At 61.7% G+C, this 18456-nt stretch carries 18 protein-coding genes; 9 read left to right on the forward strand and 9 right to left on the reverse strand.

Features of this window, described 5'->3' with window-relative positions; genetic code table 11:
• Nucleotides 1-45 precede the first annotated feature (45 nt).
• A complete protein-coding gene (locus HKD31_RS05995; RefSeq protein WP_081107264.1) occupies nt 46-453 on the reverse strand; it encodes a hypothetical protein in 408 nt (135 codons plus the stop codon).
• A gap of 219 nt (nt 454-672) precedes the next feature.
• Between HKD31_RS05995 and alkB the strand changes: the two genes are divergently transcribed.
• The 5 genes from alkB to gltX all read left to right on the forward strand — a co-directional run bounded on the left by alkB (nt 673) and on the right by gltX (nt 5871).
• Entirely contained in the window at nt 673-1326 is a 654-nt protein-coding gene (gene alkB / locus HKD31_RS06000) for a DNA oxidative demethylase AlkB (protein ID WP_194264176.1), read from the forward strand.
• A gap of 47 nt (nt 1327-1373) precedes the next feature.
• Nucleotides 1374-2765 carry a class II 3-deoxy-7-phosphoheptulonate synthase gene (locus HKD31_RS06005; RefSeq protein WP_194264465.1) on the forward strand — a complete coding sequence of 464 codons (1392 nt, stop codon included), beginning with the start codon at nt 1374-1376 and terminating at the stop codon, nt 2763-2765.
• The gene (locus HKD31_RS06010) at nt 2762-3976 is read left to right on the forward strand and encodes a nicotinate phosphoribosyltransferase (protein WP_194264175.1); all 1215 of its coding nucleotides are present in this window, start codon (nt 2762-2764) and stop codon (nt 3974-3976) included. The genes HKD31_RS06005 and HKD31_RS06010 overlap by 4 nt, the downstream gene beginning before the upstream one ends.
• The gene (locus tag HKD31_RS06015) at nt 3973-4437 is read left to right on the forward strand and encodes a hypothetical protein (protein WP_194264174.1); all 465 of its coding nucleotides are present in this window, start codon (nt 3973-3975) and stop codon (nt 4435-4437) included. The genes HKD31_RS06010 and HKD31_RS06015 overlap by 4 nt, the downstream gene beginning before the upstream one ends.
• Nucleotides 4438-4536: 99 nt before the next feature.
• Complete coding sequence (gene gltX / locus HKD31_RS06020; protein WP_194264173.1) at nt 4537-5871, forward strand: glutamate--tRNA ligase; 1335 nt, start codon at nt 4537-4539, stop codon at nt 5869-5871.
• A 44-nt stretch (nt 5872-5915) separates the two neighbouring features.
• Here the strand turns inward: gltX and HKD31_RS06025 are convergent, their stop codons facing one another.
• From HKD31_RS06025 to cysS, 4 genes are read right to left on the reverse strand one after another with little or no spacing between them, the layout of a single operon-like run.
• Nucleotides 5916-6800 (reverse strand): aldose 1-epimerase family protein, encoded by an 885-nt coding sequence (locus tag HKD31_RS06025; RefSeq protein ID WP_194264172.1) that lies wholly within the window; start codon nt 6798-6800, stop codon nt 5916-5918.
• Nucleotides 6801-6813: 13 nt separating this feature from the next.
• Nucleotides 6814-7779 carry an ion channel gene (locus tag HKD31_RS06030; RefSeq protein ID WP_194264171.1) on the reverse strand — a complete coding sequence of 322 codons (966 nt, stop codon included), beginning with the start codon at nt 7777-7779 and terminating at the stop codon, nt 6814-6816.
• Between the two features lie 31 nt (nt 7780-7810).
• On the reverse strand, nt 7811-8587 hold the full coding sequence (locus HKD31_RS06035) for an RNA methyltransferase (RefSeq protein ID WP_194264170.1): 777 nt from the start codon (nt 8585-8587) through the stop codon (nt 7811-7813).
• A 2-nt stretch (nt 8588-8589) separates the two neighbouring features.
• Entirely contained in the window at nt 8590-9948 is a 1359-nt protein-coding gene (gene cysS / locus HKD31_RS06040) for a cysteine--tRNA ligase (RefSeq protein ID WP_194264169.1), read from the reverse strand.
• 86 nt (nt 9949-10034) lie between these two features.
• Between cysS and HKD31_RS06045 the strand changes: the two genes are divergently transcribed.
• A complete protein-coding gene (locus HKD31_RS06045) occupies nt 10035-11429 on the forward strand; it encodes an MATE family efflux transporter (protein WP_062495841.1) in 1395 nt (464 codons plus the stop codon).
• Here HKD31_RS06045 and HKD31_RS06050 read toward each other — a convergent pair.
• Together HKD31_RS06050 and HKD31_RS06055 are read right to left on the reverse strand one after the other, a co-directional pair.
• Nucleotides 11383-12597: an MFS transporter gene (locus HKD31_RS06050; protein ID WP_194264168.1), complete on the reverse strand. Its 1215-nt coding sequence runs from the start codon at nt 12595-12597 to the stop codon at nt 11383-11385. The two genes, HKD31_RS06045 and HKD31_RS06050, sit on opposite strands and share 47 nt — an antisense overlap.
• A 100-nt stretch (nt 12598-12697) precedes the next feature.
• Complete coding sequence (locus HKD31_RS06055) at nt 12698-13168, reverse strand: BON domain-containing protein (RefSeq protein WP_194264167.1); 471 nt, start codon at nt 13166-13168, stop codon at nt 12698-12700.
• A gap of 364 nt (nt 13169-13532) precedes the next feature.
• Here HKD31_RS06055 and rpsD point away from each other — a divergent pair, with 364 nt between their 5' ends.
• The 3 genes from rpsD (at nt 13533) to HKD31_RS06070 (ending at nt 16466) form a co-directional block, all read left to right on the forward strand.
• The gene (gene rpsD / locus HKD31_RS06060; RefSeq protein WP_011253300.1) at nt 13533-14150 is read left to right on the forward strand and encodes a 30S ribosomal protein S4; all 618 of its coding nucleotides are present in this window, start codon (nt 13533-13535) and stop codon (nt 14148-14150) included.
• A 162-nt stretch (nt 14151-14312) separates the two neighbouring features.
• The gene (locus HKD31_RS06065) at nt 14313-14717 is read left to right on the forward strand and encodes a hypothetical protein (protein ID WP_228120253.1); all 405 of its coding nucleotides are present in this window, start codon (nt 14313-14315) and stop codon (nt 14715-14717) included.
• 201 nt (nt 14718-14918) lie between these two features.
• Nucleotides 14919-16466, forward strand: a complete 1548-nt coding sequence (locus HKD31_RS06070) for a peptide chain release factor 3 (protein ID WP_194264166.1) — start codon at nt 14919-14921, stop codon at nt 16464-16466.
• Between the two features lie 39 nt (nt 16467-16505).
• Here the strand turns inward: HKD31_RS06070 and mtnK are convergent, their stop codons facing one another.
• Nucleotides 16506-17693 carry an S-methyl-5-thioribose kinase gene (gene mtnK / locus HKD31_RS06075; protein ID WP_194264165.1) on the reverse strand — a complete coding sequence of 396 codons (1188 nt, stop codon included), beginning with the start codon at nt 17691-17693 and terminating at the stop codon, nt 16506-16508.
• On the reverse strand, nt 17690-18388 hold the full coding sequence (locus HKD31_RS06080) for a hypothetical protein (protein WP_194264164.1): 699 nt from the start codon (nt 18386-18388) through the stop codon (nt 17690-17692). Before HKD31_RS06080 ends, mtnK begins: the two co-directional genes overlap by 4 nt.
• Nucleotides 18389-18456 lie beyond the last annotated feature (68 nt).

An 18456-nucleotide genomic window follows, 5' to 3' on the forward strand; every position in this document is an offset into this window, starting at 1 on the left:
ATTCATACGAGGACCAGAACTTGCTGCCGGGAGTTTGGTTGCGTCTTACCAGCCGTTTCCGCGCGGGGCTGTCCAGCCATTGCCCGATGCGTCACCCAGCTGTCCGGACTGCGTATTGTTGCTGCCCTGATAGGACGAACCGAACTTGGAGATGTTCGCACCCGTCACGGAATCGCGCTCCACACCGGCTTCATGGTCCGGATCGGGGCCATGTTCGAACTCGTTGGACGGCGTGTCGGAATAACCCGGCGGCGGCTTGCGATGGCCGCGGGCACGGAAATGCTCACCGCCAGTCGTGGTCTGGGACTGCGCATCGCTCTGACCTGACTGCGTCGGAAGCGTCGTGCCGGCCGCGTAAGGCTGACCGAAGGATGCGGTCTGGGCCTGTGCCGCCCCTCCCAGCAGAGCGGTCGCCAGCAGGGCGTGGCAGAAGAAACGGGAAGAGGACAACATGTGATCCGGTCCTTGGCCGATCATGACAACAAGGCTGCCTTCCGGAGGAAACGCGACGTCAGGCTCTGACATCCCCGGCAAGGCGGCATATCAGTCTATAATCGGCCCGCTTTCCGCCGTGTTCAAGACTTCTTTTCCTCTGGAACCGTTTCAGGGCCGCCCCATATCAGAGGACATGACGATATCAGTATTGGTTTTTCCAGTTCGGGGCGGTGGCTGATGGATGATCTTCTCGCATCCGTCCGTCCGCGAACTGTCCTTGCCGAGGGGGTCGTATGGCTGCCGGGTTTTGCCCTGTCCGAAGCGCAGGGGCTCCATCAGGCCATTGCACAGGTGAGCGCACAGGCGCCTTTCCGCCATTTCCGCACCCGTATGGGCCAGATGTCGGCTGCGATGACATCGTGTGGCGCCTGTGGCTGGGTCGCCGATCCATCGGGCTATCGCTATTCCCGAACCGATCCGCAGACCGGCCAATTCTGGCCCGCCATGCCAGACGCACTTCGTCACCTTGCGGTCCGGGCGGCAACCGAAGCGGGGTATGAGGGCTTCGACCCTGCGTCCTGCCTCATCAACCGCTATGGACCCGGAGCGAAAATGGGTCTGCATCAGGACAGGGATGAAGGGATGCCCGAGGCTCCGGTTGTCTCGGTTTCCCTTGGCGTACCCGCCCGTTTTTCGTTCGGTGGCTTACACCGCACGGACCCGAAACGCATCATCGAACTGCTCGACGGCGATGTGGTGGTGTGGGGTGGGGTATCGCGGTTTGCGTGGCATGGGGTTTCGCCCGTCCGCGAAACATTCCATCAGCAGACAGGTGCCATGCGATACAATCTGACGTTTCGCGCTATCAACGCCGCGCTTTTTCGGCCATAACCAGCGCCCCGCAACTTCTGCATTCACACTCATCCGGAGGGCATTTGATGCACCCCTCGAGCCAGACCCCGACGTCCACCAACACGATGTCCTGGTCTCCTGCAAGCTGGCGTTCCCGTCCCATCGTCCAGGCTCCATCCTATGCGGATGAAGCGGCGCTTGCTGCTGTCGAAGCTCGTCTGCATCGATATCCCCCGTTGGTTTTTGCGGGTGAAGCCCGCCGTCTCAAGACGCGTCTGGCCGCCGCATCGCGCGGAGAAGCCTTCGTCCTGCAGGGCGGCGCCTGTGCCGAGAGCTTCGACGAATTCACCGCCGACATCGTGCGCGACACGTTCCGCGTCCTGCTCCAGATGGCTGTCGTCCTGACCTTCGCCGCCAAGGTACCCGTCGTGAAGATCGGTCGTATGGCCGGCCAGTACGCCAAGCCGCGTTCGTCCAACACTGAGACAATCGATGGCGTGACGCTGCCGTGCTATCGCGGCGATATCATCAACGGTCCCGAGTTCACACCCGAGGCCCGTATCCCCGATCCCGCGCGCATGGAAACCGGATATTTCCAGTCCGCAGGCGTGATGAACCTGCTGCGCGCCTTTGCGCATGGCGGTTATGCGAACCTGCATCAGGTCCATCGCTGGAACCTCGGATTCGTCGAGCGTTCCCCGCTGGCTGCCCGTTATCAGGATCTGGCCCATCGCATTGATGAGACGCTCTCGTTCCTGCGCGCCTGCGGTTTCGATGGCTCGGCCTCGCAGATCGATGAGACGGAGTTCTACACGTCCCACGAAGCCCTGCTGCTGCCTTACGAACAGGCTCTGACCCGCGTGGACAGCACGAGCGGCGATTACTACGACTGCTCGGCGCATTTCCTGTGGATCGGTGACCGCACCCGCCAGCCGGACGGCGCGCATGTCGAGTTCCTGCGTGGGGTGCAGAACCCGATCGGCATCAAGGTCGGCCCGACCACGACGGTCGCGGATCTTGAAAAGCTGCTCGAAATCCTGAACCCGAAGGACGAGGCCGGGCGTATCACGCTGATCTCGCGCATGGGCAAGGACAAGGTGCGCGATCACCTGCCGCCGTTGCTCGATGCCGTGAACCGCACGGGGCGCACCGTGACCTGGCTGTGCGATCCCATGCACGGCAACACCACGACAACGTCCAACAAGATCAAGACCCGCTCCTTCGACAACATCCTGGGCGAGGTCCTCGGCTTCTTCGACGTGTTTGAGGCCATTGGCCGCCGTCCGGGGGGTATCCATCTGGAAATGACGGGTCAGGACGTCACGGAATGCATTGGTGGTGCGCAGTGCCTGACCGAGGACGATCTGGCCGGTCGCTATGAAACATTCTGTGATCCGCGCCTTAATGCGGAACAGTCACTTGAAATGGCCTTCCTTCTTGCTCAGGAATTGACGGGACGAGCAGGAAAGAAAGAATGACCGCCTCTGATCCCCAGAATTCTCCGCAGGCCGCGCTTCAGCGCGCGCTTGGAACACTCGGCCCGCTGGACGAGAAAACAATCGAAGCGCGCACGGATGCCTATTTTGGGCGAACGCGGCACATCGTGGAGCATTTCGGGGATTCCCGCGTCACCTATGCGGTGTTCATCCGCCGCCCGGTGATTGCGGCCTGTGGGCTGGTCGTCCAGTGGCTGAAGAACGTGGCAAAGGCCCAGGGCTTCGCTCTGGACTGTCGGGAAATGTATGCCGAGGGCGAGTGGGTCGGCGCGGGTGAACCGCTGCTGTACCTGACCGGCAGCTTCACCCGGCTGGCCCCGCTGGAAACACTGGTGCTCCAGCGGATCGGCGCGACCTGCGTGGCCGCCCATAACGCCTATCAGATGGCCATGGCGCTGCCGTCCATCCCGTTTCTTGCAATGGACGCCCGGCACTGCGCGGGTTTCGAGATGCAGGAACAGATGGCCTATGCGGCAGGCGTCGGCTCCCGCGCCGCGCGGAAGGAAGGGGCCCGCGGCTTCATCGGCAATGCCAATGACGCGACGGCTGGTTTCTTCGGTCTCGATGCCGGTCTGGGCACGATGCCTCATGCCCTGATCGGTTATGCCGGCTCCACGCTGCGGGCGGCGGAGATGTATGACGAGGTCTATCCGAACGATCCGCTCACGGTCCTTGTGGATTACTTCGGGCAGGAAATCACGGATGCTCTTGCTGTCTGCCGCCGCTTTCCCGAGCGTGCTGCAAGGGGCCATCTGAGTGTCCGTCTGGACACGCATGGTGGGCGCTTCCTTGAAGGACTGGACCCCCAGTCCTCATATGGAGTGCTTGAGCGTCACACGCCCGGCACCATCCGCCGCTACCGTTCCGATCAGGAACTGCGGGATCTGGTGGGGACGGGTGTATCGGCCGCAGCCATCTGGCGCATGCGCGAAGCTCTGGACCATGCCGGTTTCCACCATGTGAAGATCGTCGTGTCCTCCGGCTTCAATGTCGCTAAATGCTCGACGATGCGGGACGCTCATGCCCCGATCGACGTGATCGGCAGCGGGTCCTTCATCCCCGACCGCTGGTCCGAAACCTATGCAACGGCTGACATCGTGGCCTATGACGGGCAGCCCCGCGTCAAGCTCGGACGCGAGTTCCTGCTCCAGAAGGTGCGTGACAGCCACGAGACACCCAAGGACATTTCATGACCGACGATACGATTGACCCTGTCGAAGGCGCACCCGAAACCGTCACTGAGCCGGGAACGTGGAGCGTACGCATCATCGATTTGTCCGGCGCGTCGGAAGGCGAGGATGATACGGTCGAGGTCGTGAAAGACTTCATCGACCTGATGCATGCCAATGCCTATGCTCGCGCCTATGTCCGTGACAGCATCGAGCGCTGCCGTACGCCGGGGGCCAGCAGCAAGGAAGTGATCGAGAACTGGCTCGCCTTCGGTGAGAACGCCGAAGTCGTGGATGCTGGCGAAGACGGCTGGAAATCGTCCACGGAACTTGAGGACTTCGCCGCCAGCCGCGCCACTCCGATGGAGCGCGACTGGCGCGCCATTGACCCGCGCCGCCTCGTCGATGACGAGGAAATCGCTGGTCCGCCGGATGATGAAGACGACGAGGATGATGAAAACCGTCACGAAGTGATCCGTCACTGAACACCCGCTGCAGGGAAGGGGCATGCGCTTCTTCCTATGCGCGGCCTTTCATAAAAACCCGCTCTGGCAACGCGGCGCATCATGCGGCATTAAGGCGTCATGAAACTGCGCTTCGCTCCGTCCCCCACCGGTTACCTGCATGTTGGCAATGCGCGCCTTGCCGTCGCCAACTTCCTTTTCGCACGCCATAACGGCGCCAAGTTCCTGCTGCGGATCGACGATACCGATACCAGTCGCGGCAAGCCCGAATATGAAGAAGCCATCGGCAAGGATCTGTCATGGCTGGGGCTGAAATGGGACGAGTATGTGCGCCAGTCCGAGCGTCTCGACCGCTATGCCGAAGTCATCGAAAAGCTGAAGGCGTCCGGCCGTCTCTATCCGTGCTTCGAGACGGAATATGAGCTGAACGCCAAGCGTGAAGCCCGCATCCGTGCCGGCAAGGCGCCGATCTATGATCGTGCCATGCTCAAGCTCACCGCCGAACAGCGCGCCCGCGCCGAAGCCAACGGTAAGACGCCGCACTGGCGCTTCCGTCTCAGCGATGGCAGCCGCAAGTGGCAGGATCTCGTCATGGACGAGTGCTCGGTCAAGCTGACGGCCATTTCCGATCCGGTTCTGGTGCGTGGGGACGGGACGATCCTCTACACCCTGGCCTCCGTCATCGACGATCTGGACATGGGCATCACCCATATCGTCCGCGGCGAAGACCATGTAACCAATACCGGCGTGCAGATTGACATCGCCGAGGCGCTTGGCGCAAAGCCCGACCATTTCACCTTCGCGCATCTGCCGCTTCTGCTGGATTCCGATGGTGGCAAGCTGTCCAAGCGGTTTGACTCGCTGGCGTTGAAATCCCTGCGTCAGGACGGGCTGGAGCCGATGTCGATCGTCTCCTATCTCGCCCGCGTCGGTTCTTCGGATGATCCGCAGGTCATGACGATGGACGAGGCCATTGCGGCCTATGACATCTCGCATGTGTCCAAGTCGGCCGCCCGTTTCGACATGACGCAGCTTCTTGCCCTGAACCGGCGCGCACTGCACAACCTGCCGTTTGAAGCCGCGAAGATTCACCTGCCGCCCGAAGCCGACGAGACATTCTGGCATGCCGTGCGTGGCAATGTGGATCTGTCGGCTGAAATCCCGCACTGGTGGGACGTGGTGCATGGTACGATCATTCCGCCGTCCCAGCCGGAAGACCGTGCATTCCTTCAGCAGGCCCTCGACACCCTCCCGCCCGAGCCGTGGGGCGAGGAGACGTGGAAGGACTGGACCAACGCGCTCAAGGAGCAGTCCGGCCGCAAGGGCCGCAGCCTGTTCATGCCGTTGCGTCTGGCTCTGACGGGTGAGGACGCAGGGCCGGAACTGCATGTCCTGCTCGGCCTGATGGGCCGTGAGCGGACGGTCGCGCGTTTGCGGGATGCCATTCAGGCCTGAGCCTGTTGCCCGTCACGCTGTTCAAAAGCGCGACGGGCTTTTTTTCAGATTGCCCGGACGGACCAGAACGCCGTCCAGCTCTCACCCGGTTTCAGGTGCAGCAGACCGGGCTTGCATGAAAAATCATCCGCAAATCCCACCGGTGTCGCATATCCGTACCAGGGTTCGATGCACAGGAATTCCGCGCCTGGCTTTGTCCACAGACCAAGTTCCCGGAAGCCGCCCCAGACGAACCGGATGCCATGCCCGTCCGGATCAACCATATCCACGGACCGGCTTTCCGGCTTCTCCAGGATGAGGGCGTCTTTTGCAAACAGCGCATCCGTCAGGGGAAGAATATTGTCCCTGACCGGTGTATGGAACTTCTCGGGCAGCATCAGCCCATCGGCACCGATCCGACGGACGGGCAGGGGCTCGTCATATTCAAAGACCAGCCTGTAGTTCTCTTTTGCTACCCCCTCCTTCAGCGGCCAGCGGAATGCCGGATGTGCGCCGAGCGAGGCATGGAGTGTCTGGCTGCTGTCCGGGTTGTGCAGGTGGTACGAGACCCGCAGCGTGGCGTTCTCGATCAGATAGACCACCTGAAGGCGGAAGGCGGCAGGAAAGAGGGCACGGCTTTCCGCATCGTCCACGAGTTCCAGCGTGCAGCCTTCCGCCGTCCGCGCGATCCATCGGAACACCCGGTCCCGCGCCAGTCCGTGCTGTCTGAGATGCACGGGCTGTCCATTGAGCGTGGACCTGTCATCGGGGAGTTTCCCGATGATCGGGAACAGGATCGGCGAATGTTTCGGCCAGGCCGGCCCCGCGTTCCAGAGCAGGTCTTCCGATCCGCTGCGCAGGGCGACCAGTTCGGCGCCATGACGTCTGACCGAGGCCTTCAGCAGGCCGGTGCCGAAATCATGTCTGTCGTCCGTCACGAAATCCGTCATGGGATATCTCCTGTCAGGGGGTAGGATCAGGTGCCTTGGGCATATCGCCCGGCTCAGTCGTATGGAAGCGACGGAAATCGACCTCCACCCGGCCATCCGGACGATTTTCGATCATATCCGAAAAACGGTAACCGTGTTTCACATGTCCGATCTCATAGGCGTGACGGGCAAAAACGGTCTGGGACGAAATCTCGTCCGTACCATCCATTGTGATGATGATTTCCGCGTTCTGGCCAATCAGCGTCTCCGCGGACAGGCCGTAGAGCGGGCTGTGTTCGTCAATCAGATGGGTTGCGTTCAGGCTGATCCGGAAGATCGGCATGTGGGACTGAATAAGCGACAGCCGGTCGAACCGCCGGACCAGACGTCCACGCTCATCGGGCATCAGGCGCGTCAGGGTCATTTCGATATTGGCAGAGAGGATCAGGGTCCGGCGCTGGTTGGCCAGGCGGATCGTCAGCGTCGGGATCACGTCGTCATAGGACACGACCGCCACATGACTGAACAGCACCCTGGCGCGGGGACGGGAGAAACGGGCGAAGACCAGTCCGGTCGCCACGGCATTCAGCATCATGCCCGCCAGCACTTCGAAGGAGACGATCGTGTTCGTCAGCCGCCCGACGGGGGACATGGTGCCATAACCGACGGTCGAGATCGTTTGAACGCTAAAGAAAATATCGTCGAGGAAATCGCCGTGCGGGACACCGCTCACACTGTGAGGGATGACATAATACATCAGCGCGAAGGCGACATTGATGACCAGATACAGGCCCAGGGACGCCCAGAAGAACGTGAACCAACTCATGGTCATCAGGGTATGGTAGAGGTCCCCGAAAACGCCTGCATCCAGACCGGTGCGGATGATGTCGCTCCGACCGTTCTCTTCGAGAACATGCGCGCGGATCCTGTTGACCGTTTCGACAACGGTCGGATGCTCCTGCGGTGTAACTGGCGCCCCGGGCTCAGGCCGGTGTGCCATCCGTTTCCTGTGGCGCCAGTGGATCATGGGGTCAGCTCCTGTTCCTGCGGGCGCTGCTCAGTTCGCTGACAACGCCGTGAAGGGTGCGAAGCTCCTGTTCCGTCACTTCGCCTCGGGTGAAGAAATGACGCAGGTTCCGCACCATTCCGGGGCGTTTCTGCTCATTTCGAAGGAAATTGGTCTCATCCAGATCGCGGATGAGATGGGACATGAAATTCTCCATCTCCCCCTTGGTCGCCACATGCGTCTCATTGGTCATGAGTTCGCGCGGCGGCGTCATGTCCTCGGTCAGGAACCACTCATAGGCCATGATCAACACGGCCTGTGCGAGGTTCAGCGACATGAATTTCGGGTTGAGCGGATAGCGGACCAGCGTATCGGCGCGGGCCATGTCCTCGTTGTCCAGTCCGGCACGCTCGGGGCCGAACAGAATGCCGGTGCGCAGGCCGCGATTGGCCGCAACACGCAGTTCCGCCGCGGCTCCGCGCGCGGTCATGACCGGCTTGACCACATGGCGCGGGCGCGGACAGGTCGCGAAAATGCGGTGCAGGTCAGCAACTGCGTCGTCCACCGTTTCGAACACCTGAGCCGCGTCCAGAATCCGGTCCGCGCCTGAAGATGCATACCAGGCGCGTTCCTGCGGCCAGCCGTCACGCGGGGCCACGATGCGCAGATGGAACAGGCCGCCATTTGCCATGGCGCGCGCGGTCGTGCCGATGTTTTCGGCAAGCTGCGGGCGCACCAGGATCACGACCGGATCGAAATCACCAAGAGGGCCGATATTCGCCCCGCCGTCACGTCCGGTCATGGTTACGTCTTCCGCCATGTTGTGCCACCAGGGCCGTCTTCAAGAGTGATGCCGTCAGCCGCAAGCTGTGCACGGATGGCATCGGCACGAGCGAAATCGCGGGCTTTGCGGGCTGCAAGACGTTCTTCAATCAGCTTTTCGATGGCGCCGGCGTCCACACCGGACTGGAACCACTCGGCAGGCGTGACATTGAACAGGCCCAGCATCTTGCCAGCCGCCAGCAGACCTGACGCCGCGTCCTGATCGCCCTGCATGGCGGCATCCGCCAGCGGATGGAGTGCGGTAATCGCCAGCGGCGTGTTCAGGTCATCGCACAGGGCGTCCATGACCGCAGCGGGGACGGCAGCGCCGGGCTGCGCGTTTCCGCGTTCCAGCGCCCGGTACAGCCGGTCCAGAACCCGCCGCGCTTCCTCAAGCTTCTCCCAGCTGAAATCCAGTGTGGAACGGTAATGCGCGCCCAGATAGAGCAGGCGCAGGGGCTCGGCGGGCGAGCGGTCCAGCACTTCGCGGATCGTGAAAAAATTGCCGAGCGACTTCGACATCTTCTCGCCGTTCGACAGCAGCATCCCGTTATGGACCCAGTGCGTGGCGAACTTGCCATGCGGGTAGCAGCACATGGACTGCGCGCGCTCGTTCTCATGATGCGGGAACAGCAGATCGTCGCCGCCACCATGAATGTCGAAGCTCTCGCCCAGATAACGGTGTGACATGGCCGAGCATTCGATATGCCAGCCCGGACGTCCGCGCCCATACGGGCTGTCCCAGCCCGGCAGGTCCGGCTCGGACGGTTTCCACAGCACGAAATCGCCCGGATCACGCTTGTAGGGCGCGACTTCAACACGCGCACCCGCAATCATGTCATCCAGCGAACGGCCGGAAAGCTCCCCATAGGACGGGAAATTGCGCACCGCGAACAGCACATGCCCTTCGGCCACATAGGCATGGCCGTTCTCGACCAGACGCCCGATCATTTCCAGCATGTCGTCGATATGGTGGGTCGCGCGCGGCTCGATATCGGGCGGCAGAATGAAGAGTGACGCGAGATCTTCATGAAAGGCCTGTGTCGTGCGCTCGGTCAGGGCGGAAATGTCTTCCCCGTTTTCCTTCGCGCGCGCGTTGATCTTGTCATCCACGTCGGTCACGTTGCGGACATAGGTCACGCGCGGATACATCGTGCGCAGCAGGCGGATGAGGATATCCGCGCACATCATGGCCCGCAGATTGCCCAGATGCGCGCGGTCATAGACGGTCGGTCCACAGAAATAGACGCGCACATTCGCAGGATCGAGGGGCGTGAACGGTCGCTTGTCGCGAAGATGGGTATCGTGCAGGCGGAGCACGTTTGAAGCAGGATCGGCCATACGCCGATCAATGCGCCAGCCTTGGTTCAGGTGCAACAGGCTTTGTTACTCTTGTCGGAAGGTTTGGCCCCTGTAATAGGGGGCGTATGAGCAGTGCCCTTTCCAGTCCGCCGACCGATCCGACAACCCTACGCAGTCACGCGCTGGCGCTCGTGCGGGTCGCTCTGCCCCTTGCCCTGTCGCAGCTCTCCGAAATGGCCATGGGTGTCACGGATACGATCCTGCTGGGTGGGCTGGGCGTGACGGAAGTGGCCATCGGTGGCCTGTCGAGCACGTTCTTCTTTACGACGATGGTGACATTCCAGGCCATTCTCGGCGGAGCGGGGGTGCTTCTGTCACATGGACGCGGCGCCGAAGAACACGGCCGGACGTCCCATGACGGTCGCAGCGTCATGAGTGCGACGCTCATGCTCGCCATTGCGGTGTTCATTCCCTGTGCCCTGCTGCTGGCTTTCTCAAAGACGATCTTCGGCATCATGGGAGAGCCGGTCGAAGTGGTGCTTCACGGCAGCCATTTCATCGACATCCTTCTGCTGTCGCTTTTGCCCGATCTGGCGGTCATCGGCGTCCTGCGGGTAGCGCTTCCGGCGCTGGGGGCGGAGACGCTGCTGCTGTGGATCATGCCAGCCATGGCAGTCTGCAATGGTCTGACCAATGCGGCGCTGATTCATGGCTGGGCCGGGCTACCAGCCATGGGGCTTTACGGTTCTGCAACCGCCACAACGCTGACCGGCTGGGTCGTCAGTTTTGCACTTTTCGGACTGTGCCTGACCCATCCGCGCGTCAGGGCGGTGCTGAAGCCAGCCCCCGTCCGCTGGGACGTTCTGAAAGACCTGCTGAAGCTGGGGGCGCCCATGATGATGGGGGCAGCGGCTGAAATCCTGATGTTCCAGATCACCAGTCTGCGGGCCGGCGAGCTTGGAACCCATAGTCTGGCCGCCCATCAGGTGGCGCTGAATGTCAGTTCCCTGCTGTTCATGGTGTGTCTGGCGATCGGGCAGGCGACCAATGTCCGCGTGGCTTACTGGCGTGGTGCCGGGCGCATGGAGCAGAGCCGTCGTGCGGCCCTGACCGGCACGGGCATCGTCCTGATGTGGAGCCTCGCCACATCCTCGCTGCTGCTGATCTGGCCGGAAAAAATCCTGCCGCTTTACTTCTCGAATCGCGCACCCGATCCCGAGACGACGGCGCTCGTCGTCATCCTGCTGCGGACCGCCGGGCTCTATCAGATCGTGGATGGGCTGCAATGTGTGTTCAGTGGCGCGCTTCGGGGCTGTGGTGACGCCGTGACACCCATGCTGATCGCCGTGGCCAGCTATGGTCTGATCGGTCTGGTTTTCGGGGGATGGCTGGCCTTCCACCAGCATGTCGGTGTGGAAGGCCTGTGGATCGGCATGGCGCTGGCGCTGGCCACGACCTGCGTGGCCTTCGGGATCAGGCTGCTGCGTGTGATGCGCAAGCCCGTCCCTGCCAGATCGTGATGAAATAGATCAGCAGACCCAGAGCCGAGAACACGGCTCCACCCCAGCCAACCGATCCCAGTCCAAACCCGGAGCTGACCAGTACGGCGCCCAGCCAGGCGCCAAAGGCGTTGGCCAGATTGAAGGCTGAATGGTTGAGCGAGGCCGCCAGTGTCTGTGCGTCTCCGGCAACTTCCATCAGACGTGTCTGAAGCGCCGGGGAGAGCATGATGATCCCGGCCGGGACAAGGAATGTGACCGGCAGCATGGCATAGGGTGAAGGCAGCAGCAGCCAGAATGCCAGCATGAAGACGATGCTTGCCGTCAGCGAGACAATCACCGTCCGGTCAATGCTGCGATCCGCCATGGTGCCACCAAGCGCATTGCCCGCCACCATGCCCAGCCCCCACACGACCTGATAGACGGCGACCAGCCAGCCCGGCAGATGCGTCACCTGCGTCAGCCCGGTTGTCAGGAAGGTATAGATCCCGAACAGGCCACCAAATCCGACCGCACTGGTCAGCAGCGTCAGCAGAACCTGCGGGCGCTTGAATGCGCCGAGTTCGGACAGTGCCGTTGCGCCCGGATGCGGTCTGTCGCGTGGCGCGAAGAACCAGATGCCCACAAAGCACAACACGCCCAGTGCTGCGATGCTGCCGTAAGCCACGCGCCACCCCACATGATTGGCGGCATAGGTAGAGAGCGGCGATCCGATCACCGTCGAGATCATGATGCCCGACAGCACCTGCCCGACGGCCCGTCCGCGCCGGGCACGTTCGACCATCGACGCGCCGATCAACGCCGAAACACCGAAGAAGGCCCCGTGAGGCAGGCCGGTGATGAAGCGCATGAGTTCGATACCGGCAAAGCCCGGCATCAGGATGCTGCCGATATTGCCCGCGATGAACAAGCACAGCAGGCAGAGCAGGAGCGTGCGGCGGGGCAGGCGGGCACCAAGGATCGCAATCAGCGGGGCGCCGATGACAACGCCCATCGCATAGGCCGAGATTGCCCAGCTTGCCTGCGAAATGGTGATGTTCAGGGAATGGGAGAATTCCGGCAGCAGTCCCATCATGGCGAATTCGCCGGTTCCGATGGTGAAAGTTGCCAGCATGAGGGACAGCATGGCCGGTCCGACACCGTGGGGTGGGCGCACCCGCTCGACGTCGAGAGGTTCGATGGAGTCCATAAGAAGTAAGTCCGGGAATGGAGGTCAGGACCGCCCTGCCATTGCCGGATAATGAAAAGCGGTAACGGCTCCCTGAGAGGGAGGAGCCGTTACGGACGGATCAGTTCTCGGTTGGCAGACGGATGGTCTGACCCGGATAAATGTCATCCTTGGATGTGACAAGCGGTTGATTTGCATCAAGGAGCTCATCACCCGTGACATCCTGCGGCAGCTTCTCGGCCACCTCGTCCAGAGTCTTGCTGGTCTTGATCTCCAGGAACTCCGGATCGGGCGTTCCGGCGGGTACTGCAATTTCGGCTTCGACCGCGGAAACACCCGCGACGTTGCCGGCCGCCAGGATCATCTGGTCACGTTCTTTGGCGCTGTCTGCCTTGCCCCGCAGATAGATGGTGCGGTCATCGATCACCAGATGGGACATGTGCATCTGGGCGAGGCCAAATCTCTTGAAAGCACGCTTGATGACGCTTTCCCCGGGCTTGGGGGGCAGGGGCGCATCAAGGGACTGGACCAGTCCTTCGAGGGAGCCTTCGCCGATACGGCCGGCCTTGGGATTGAAGCGATAGATTTTCATGCAAAAACTCGAAAAAGCGTGTTGCTCCCCCAAGGCGCGCTTCTTCAGAAGCACAGGGGGAGTTCCGGACCGTTAGCGCAGCCGGACATAAAGTGGTTGCGCATTTTCCGAACCCCCACTGCAAGAAAATCACAGGGCTGGCAAGCAGGTTTTGATTGACCCAAACCGGGGACTCCTGTAGGCGCGACGGCACAGCCGGAAACGTGGACGTACCGGCCGGACCATCAGTGCGGGATTCTGCATCCCACCGGCCCGGCATCTGGGTGCGCGCCCGTCCTTTCCAATCCGGGGAAGGGCCTACCGGCACAACAAAACGGACCGCCGTGCAGCATGGGGCGGTTCTGATGAGTACAGGGGTCAACCCATGTCAAAGCGTCTTGAGAGCAAGTACAAGATCAATCGCCGCCTCGGCGTCAACCTGTGGGGCCGTGCCAAGTCCCCGGTCAACCGTCGCGAATACGGTCCCGGCCAGCACGGTCAGCGCCGCAAGCAGAAGCCGTCCGACTTCTCCATCCAGCTGATGGCCAAGCAGAAGCTCAAGGGCTACTACGGCAACATCAGCGAGAAGCAGTTCCGCAAGTATTACGACGAAGCCGTCCGTCGCAAGGGCGATACGTCCGAGAACCTGATCGGTCTGCTCGAGCGTCGTCTGGACGCCGTCGTGTACCGTCTGAAGTTCGCGATCACGCCGTTCGCTTCGCGTCAGTTCATCAGCCACGGCCACGTCACGGTCAACGGCAAGAAGGTGAACATCCCGTCCTACCTCGTGAAGGAAGGCGACGTCATCGAGGTTCGTGACTCCTCCAAGCAGCTCGCCATCGTGCTCGACGCTGTGCAGACGGGTGAGCGCGACACGCCGGAATACGTCGAAGTCGATCACCGCCAGATGAAGGGCACGTTCCTTCGTACCCCGGTTCTCTCCGACGTGCCGTACCCGGTGCAGATGGAACCGAACCTGGTCGTCGAGTTCTACTCCCGCTAATCCGATCCCGGGCCTATTGGCCCGGATCAGAAAGCGACCGGAAAGCGCCGGGCGGGTCTCCCGTCCGGCGTTTTTTCGTTTTGTGGATGCCAAGCGTCTTTCATGTTGCGCCGAGCCTCTGCTGATCGTTACCATAATGTGAGATTGGCGAAGGATCCGGGGATGCGTCCTCTCATGGCTGCGGGACTGTGCGCAATGCTTCCGATGCTCCTCTGCCCGCCGGTCCTGTCCAGGGGGATCAACACCTTCGTTCCGCCAGCGCGTATTCCGGCTGATCTTCCGCCTGCTTATACTGTGACGTCTGCACAGATATCGGGAAGCCCCGGACATTATGTGGATGCCCCGCAGGCACGGATCATGGCGCCGCCTCCAATGCGCCTTACGCGTGCAGGAAAAGTCTGGCAGATCCTGCGCAGTGTTTTGCCCGGCGGGAAAGGGGAGGCGCCAGATACCGGCAGCCTGCATGATCCCGTCTCAGGGAGTGCCATTGAAAAATTTGGTGAGGCCTATGCCACATCAGGTCCTATGGGAACCGGGGTCGCACCTCATGGGAACACCGTGGATTAGACGGCTTTGTCGTCAAACCGGCATTTTCCGGACGAGTAGCCCTCCCATCCCTTGACGGGGCAGGGGTCCTTCTGCACATTGCCGCCTCCCGATGGAATAGACTTCGATCAGGGTTGTCCTCTGCTTCTGCTGCCAGGTGATCTGCCTGTCTGGGCACCATGAAGGTTCCAGTCCCGGGTTTTTCTTTTTACCGGAGGCACCATGTCAGAGGCGTTGAGCGCAGAAATTAACCGCGAGATCGCCCGGCGGCGCACCTTTGCCATCATCTCCCATCCGGATGCCGGTAAGACGACCCTGACCGAGCGTATCCTGCGTGCCGGTGGTGCCATCCAGATGGCGGGCAATGTCCGCGCCAAGGGCGAGCGCCGCCGCACCAAGTCCGACTGGATGGGCATTGAGCGCGATCGTGGCATTTCCGTCGTGACCTCGGTCATGACCTTCGAATATGGCGACTGCGTCTTCAACCTGCTCGACACGCCAGGCCATGAAGACTTCTCCGAAGATACCTACCGTACCCTGACGGCCGTGGACTGTGCGGTCATGGTTATCGACGCCGCCAAGGGCATCGAGGACCGGACCCGCAAGTTGTTCGAAATCTGCCGTCTGCGCGACATCCCCATCGTCACCTTCATCAACAAGATGGACCGCGAGGCGCAGGACTGTTTCTCGCTGCTCGATGAAATCGCCAGTACGCTGGCCCTCGATACGTCCCCGGCAACCTGGCCGATCGGGCGTGCCGCAAAGTTCATCGGCACCTACGACCTGCGCACGAAGGAAGTGCACACCAAGGAGCCCGTCGGCGAGGACGATCCCCGCATCATCCAGATGCGCGAGGAAGTCGAACTGGCCGAAGCCGCCCTGCCGGAATTCGATCGTGAATCCTTCGATGCAGGCCATCTGTCTCCGGTGTTCTTCGGCTCGGCCATGAAGGAAATCGGCGTTACGGATCTGCTCGACGCGCTCGTCGCCTATGGCCCGGCCCCGCGTGCCCAGCAGACCGAGACCCGGGAAGTGAAGGCGAGCGAGGATCAGGTCACGGCTCTGGTGTTCAAAATCCAGGCCAATATGGATCCCAATCACCGCGACCGCATGGCGTTCGCCCGTGTGTGTTCTGGCCGTCTGACCCGTGGGATGCGTCTCAAGCATGTCCGCACTGGCAAACAGTTTGCCCTGCACACGCCGCAGTTCTTCTTCGCCCGTGACCGCCAGCTTGCCGAAGAAGCATTCGGTGGAGACGTTGTGGGTATTCCGAACCATGGCACATTGCGGATCGGCGATACGCTGAGCGAAAGCGAAGACCTGCGCTTCACCGGCGTGCCGCACTTCGCGCCTGAAATCCTGCGTCGTGTCCGCCTTGATGATGCGATGAAGGCCAAGAAGCTCCGTCAGGCTCTTGTGGAGCTGGCCGAAGAGGGCGTGGTTCAGCTCTTCCGCCCGCAGGATGGGCTTTCGCCGATCGTGGGCGTGGTCGGAACGCTTCAGCTCGACGTGCTTCAGTCCCGGCTTCAGGGTGAGTACGGCGTGGCCATTGGCTTCGAGAGCACGCCCTATTCTCTGGCCCGCTGGATCACCGGTGACCGCGCCAAGATCGAGGCGTTTCAGGATCTGAACCGATCCGCCATGGCCGACGATCTGGACGGAGATCCGGTTTTCCTCGCAACGTCATCCTTCATGATGCGCCGGACCATCGAGATGAACCCCGATCTGGAGTTCCACGATATCAAGCAGATCGGCATGGCCTCGGTCTGAAACGGAAAAACCCCGCTCTGTAAGGAGCGGGGTTTTTTCTTACAGTCCCATCAGGGAAAGAACGCTGTCGAAGGATCGGAGCGATGCGCCTTCGACAATCAGCGTCCGGCCGATCTGAAGCGCCTTCTGCCGTGCGAGCAGACGCTCCTGTTCCGTCGTGCAGAGATCATAATCCGCCACCTGAGCAAACCCGACGGTCCGGCGGATCATCTCCAGCCCGCAGAACCCGGCCGTGTCGCGCAGGATTTCGCTCAGGAAGGTTTCGATGAGGGCTGGTCGGGTAGCGGGGCCGGACAGGGCCCACATATCTCCGCAGCCTGCCCGAAGGCCGGTTCGCAGTTCTTCGGAAAACTTCTGCCAGAAGGCCAGCATCTCTGTCCGGATTGCGTCCGCCTTGTGCGGGGCCGCACAGAGATGTAGCGCCAGATTGCCCAGATAGAGCCCGCAGTCAAAGCCGATGGGACCCATCGTTGCGAACTCACCGTCAATGACCCGTACATCCGTGCCATCCAGCATGATGGAGCCTGTATGCAGGTCCCCGTGCAACAGGGCCTGCCGGGCTGTCAGGAAGCGGTCCTGAAGCCGTCCGACGGCCTGATGCAGAACCTGATCGGTCTGAAGTGCCTTCACATCCGCCCGCAGGCCTTCTTCCGGCTCGGGGTTGCGGTCGCAGACACGATACGGGTCCGTCAGGATCAGATCGACCGTAATGCGGGTAAGGGCGGTATTGCCGGAAAACTGTTCCAGCAGATGCGCCCCGGTTTCAAAGGGCTGGCTGACCCAGCCTGTCGCGTGGACGGTGCGGGCGACATACGACCCGATCACGGCGGAAAATCCCGGAACGGCCTGATCGGCGATCAGGGCCGAACGCAACACGTCATGGTCCGTCAGGCATTCCATGACGAGCAGGAACAGATCCGGATCATAAGCGAAAAGTTCGGGCATCAGCCCCGTAACGGCAGGGGCGACGGCCTGCATGTAGCGCGACTCATACAGGGCGCGTTCCAGAGGCATCGGCCAGTCCGGCGCCACGCGCACATGGGGAAGCGCCTGCTTGCAGCACAATGCTCCCGCCGGACCATTCACCAGGAACACCGTATTGAGATTGCCGTCACTGACTTCGCGAATGTCCCAGTCGGCAGCCGCGCCGCCCAGACGCCCTGAGAGATCATGCCGTTGGGCCAGCCAGTCCCGCAGGGCCGGGGCATCGAGAATACGGTAGGTCATCGGGTTTGCTCCAGCATGGCAGACAGGGTGGGGACGAGCCGTTCGGGCAGTTCCGTATCAGGCTGAACCAGTTTCAGCGCCTGATATTCCGCATTGCCAAGACGACGGCAACGCTCTTTCAGGGCTTCGAAATCCAGTGTGGTGGTAAGATCCATTCCGATATCCACGATATGCGTCCGGGGATGTTCGCAGGCCAGAAGACAGCCCCCGACCTGACAGTCGGCTTCCGTCAGACCCAGTTCCTCGTGACATTCCGCCCGAAGCTGGACCGCCAGATCGATCTCCGCCTCGCCCTCGCGGCTTTCCACATTACCCGCCGGAGCGCCCTGCCAGTAGCCGGGAAGATAGATGGAGTGTTCCGACCGCTGACCGATCACGAGCCCCTCGAGAGTCCGCAGCAGTCCAACAACCGCCAGCGGACGCAGCGTTTGCGGGCCGTAAAGATCCGGCTCACGCATCTGGGCGAGAACCCGGCGGTATTCGGACCAGTGACCGCTGATGACGTCAGGCCCGATTACATCCGCACAGAAAACGCGGCCGTTATACAGGCTGGGATGCTTCGCAAGTGCGGCATTCCAGTGCGACGCCACGCGGGCTTCGATTTCCGGAGAGAGCACCGGCATGGAACGTCCGACCTGCATAATGACGTCGGGTTCCAGAGGCGTCACAGGCCATTCTGACGGGGAAGGGGGCATCTGACGCTCCGGACGAGGCAGCGGAAAGGGGCCTCTTTCATGGACCGGAATATCCGGCCCCGCAACGT

This window comes from Gluconobacter potus (assembly GCF_015244705.1).
Lineage (GTDB): Bacteria > Pseudomonadota > Alphaproteobacteria > Acetobacterales > Acetobacteraceae > Gluconobacter > Gluconobacter potus.

Bases quoted from the DNA above. Each gene is read 5' to 3' on its own strand.
- gltX (WP_194264173.1), top strand. From the start codon at position 4,537: ATGAAACTGCGCTTCGCTCCGTCCCCCACCGGTTACCTGCATGTTGGC.
- HKD31_RS06010 (WP_194264175.1), top strand. From the start codon at position 2,762: ATGACCGCCTCTGATCCCCAGAATTCTCCGCAGGCCGCGCTTCAGCGC.
- cysS (WP_194264169.1), bottom strand. From the start codon at position 9,948: ATGGCCGATCCTGCTTCAAACGTGCTCCGCCTGCACGATACCCATCTT.
- HKD31_RS06035 (WP_194264170.1), bottom strand. From the start codon at position 8,587: ATGACCGGACGTGACGGCGGGGCGAATATCGGCCCTCTTGGTGATTTC.
- HKD31_RS06025 (WP_194264172.1), bottom strand. From the start codon at position 6,800: ATGACGGATTTCGTGACGGACGACAGACATGATTTCGGCACCGGCCTG.
- HKD31_RS06065 (WP_228120253.1), top strand. From the start codon at position 14,313: ATGCGTCCTCTCATGGCTGCGGGACTGTGCGCAATGCTTCCGATGCTC.
- HKD31_RS06005 (WP_194264465.1), top strand. From the start codon at position 1,374: ATGCACCCCTCGAGCCAGACCCCGACGTCCACCAACACGATGTCCTGG.
- HKD31_RS05995 (WP_081107264.1), bottom strand. From the start codon at position 453: ATGTTGTCCTCTTCCCGTTTCTTCTGCCACGCCCTGCTGGCGACCGCT.
- HKD31_RS06030 (WP_194264171.1), bottom strand. From the start codon at position 7,779: ATGGCACACCGGCCTGAGCCCGGGGCGCCAGTTACACCGCAGGAGCAT.
- alkB (WP_194264176.1), top strand. From the start codon at position 673: ATGGATGATCTTCTCGCATCCGTCCGTCCGCGAACTGTCCTTGCCGAG.
- HKD31_RS06050 (WP_194264168.1), bottom strand. From the start codon at position 12,597: ATGGACTCCATCGAACCTCTCGACGTCGAGCGGGTGCGCCCACCCCAC.
- mtnK (WP_194264165.1), bottom strand. From the start codon at position 17,693: ATGACCTACCGTATTCTCGATGCCCCGGCCCTGCGGGACTGGCTGGCC.
- HKD31_RS06080 (WP_194264164.1), bottom strand. From the start codon at position 18,388: ATGCCCCCTTCCCCGTCAGAATGGCCTGTGACGCCTCTGGAACCCGAC.
- HKD31_RS06070 (WP_194264166.1), top strand. From the start codon at position 14,919: ATGTCAGAGGCGTTGAGCGCAGAAATTAACCGCGAGATCGCCCGGCGG.
- rpsD (WP_011253300.1), top strand. From the start codon at position 13,533: ATGTCAAAGCGTCTTGAGAGCAAGTACAAGATCAATCGCCGCCTCGGC.
- HKD31_RS06015 (WP_194264174.1), top strand. From the start codon at position 3,973: ATGACCGACGATACGATTGACCCTGTCGAAGGCGCACCCGAAACCGTC.
- HKD31_RS06045 (WP_062495841.1), top strand. From the start codon at position 10,035: ATGAGCAGTGCCCTTTCCAGTCCGCCGACCGATCCGACAACCCTACGC.
- HKD31_RS06055 (WP_194264167.1), bottom strand. From the start codon at position 13,168: ATGAAAATCTATCGCTTCAATCCCAAGGCCGGCCGTATCGGCGAAGGC.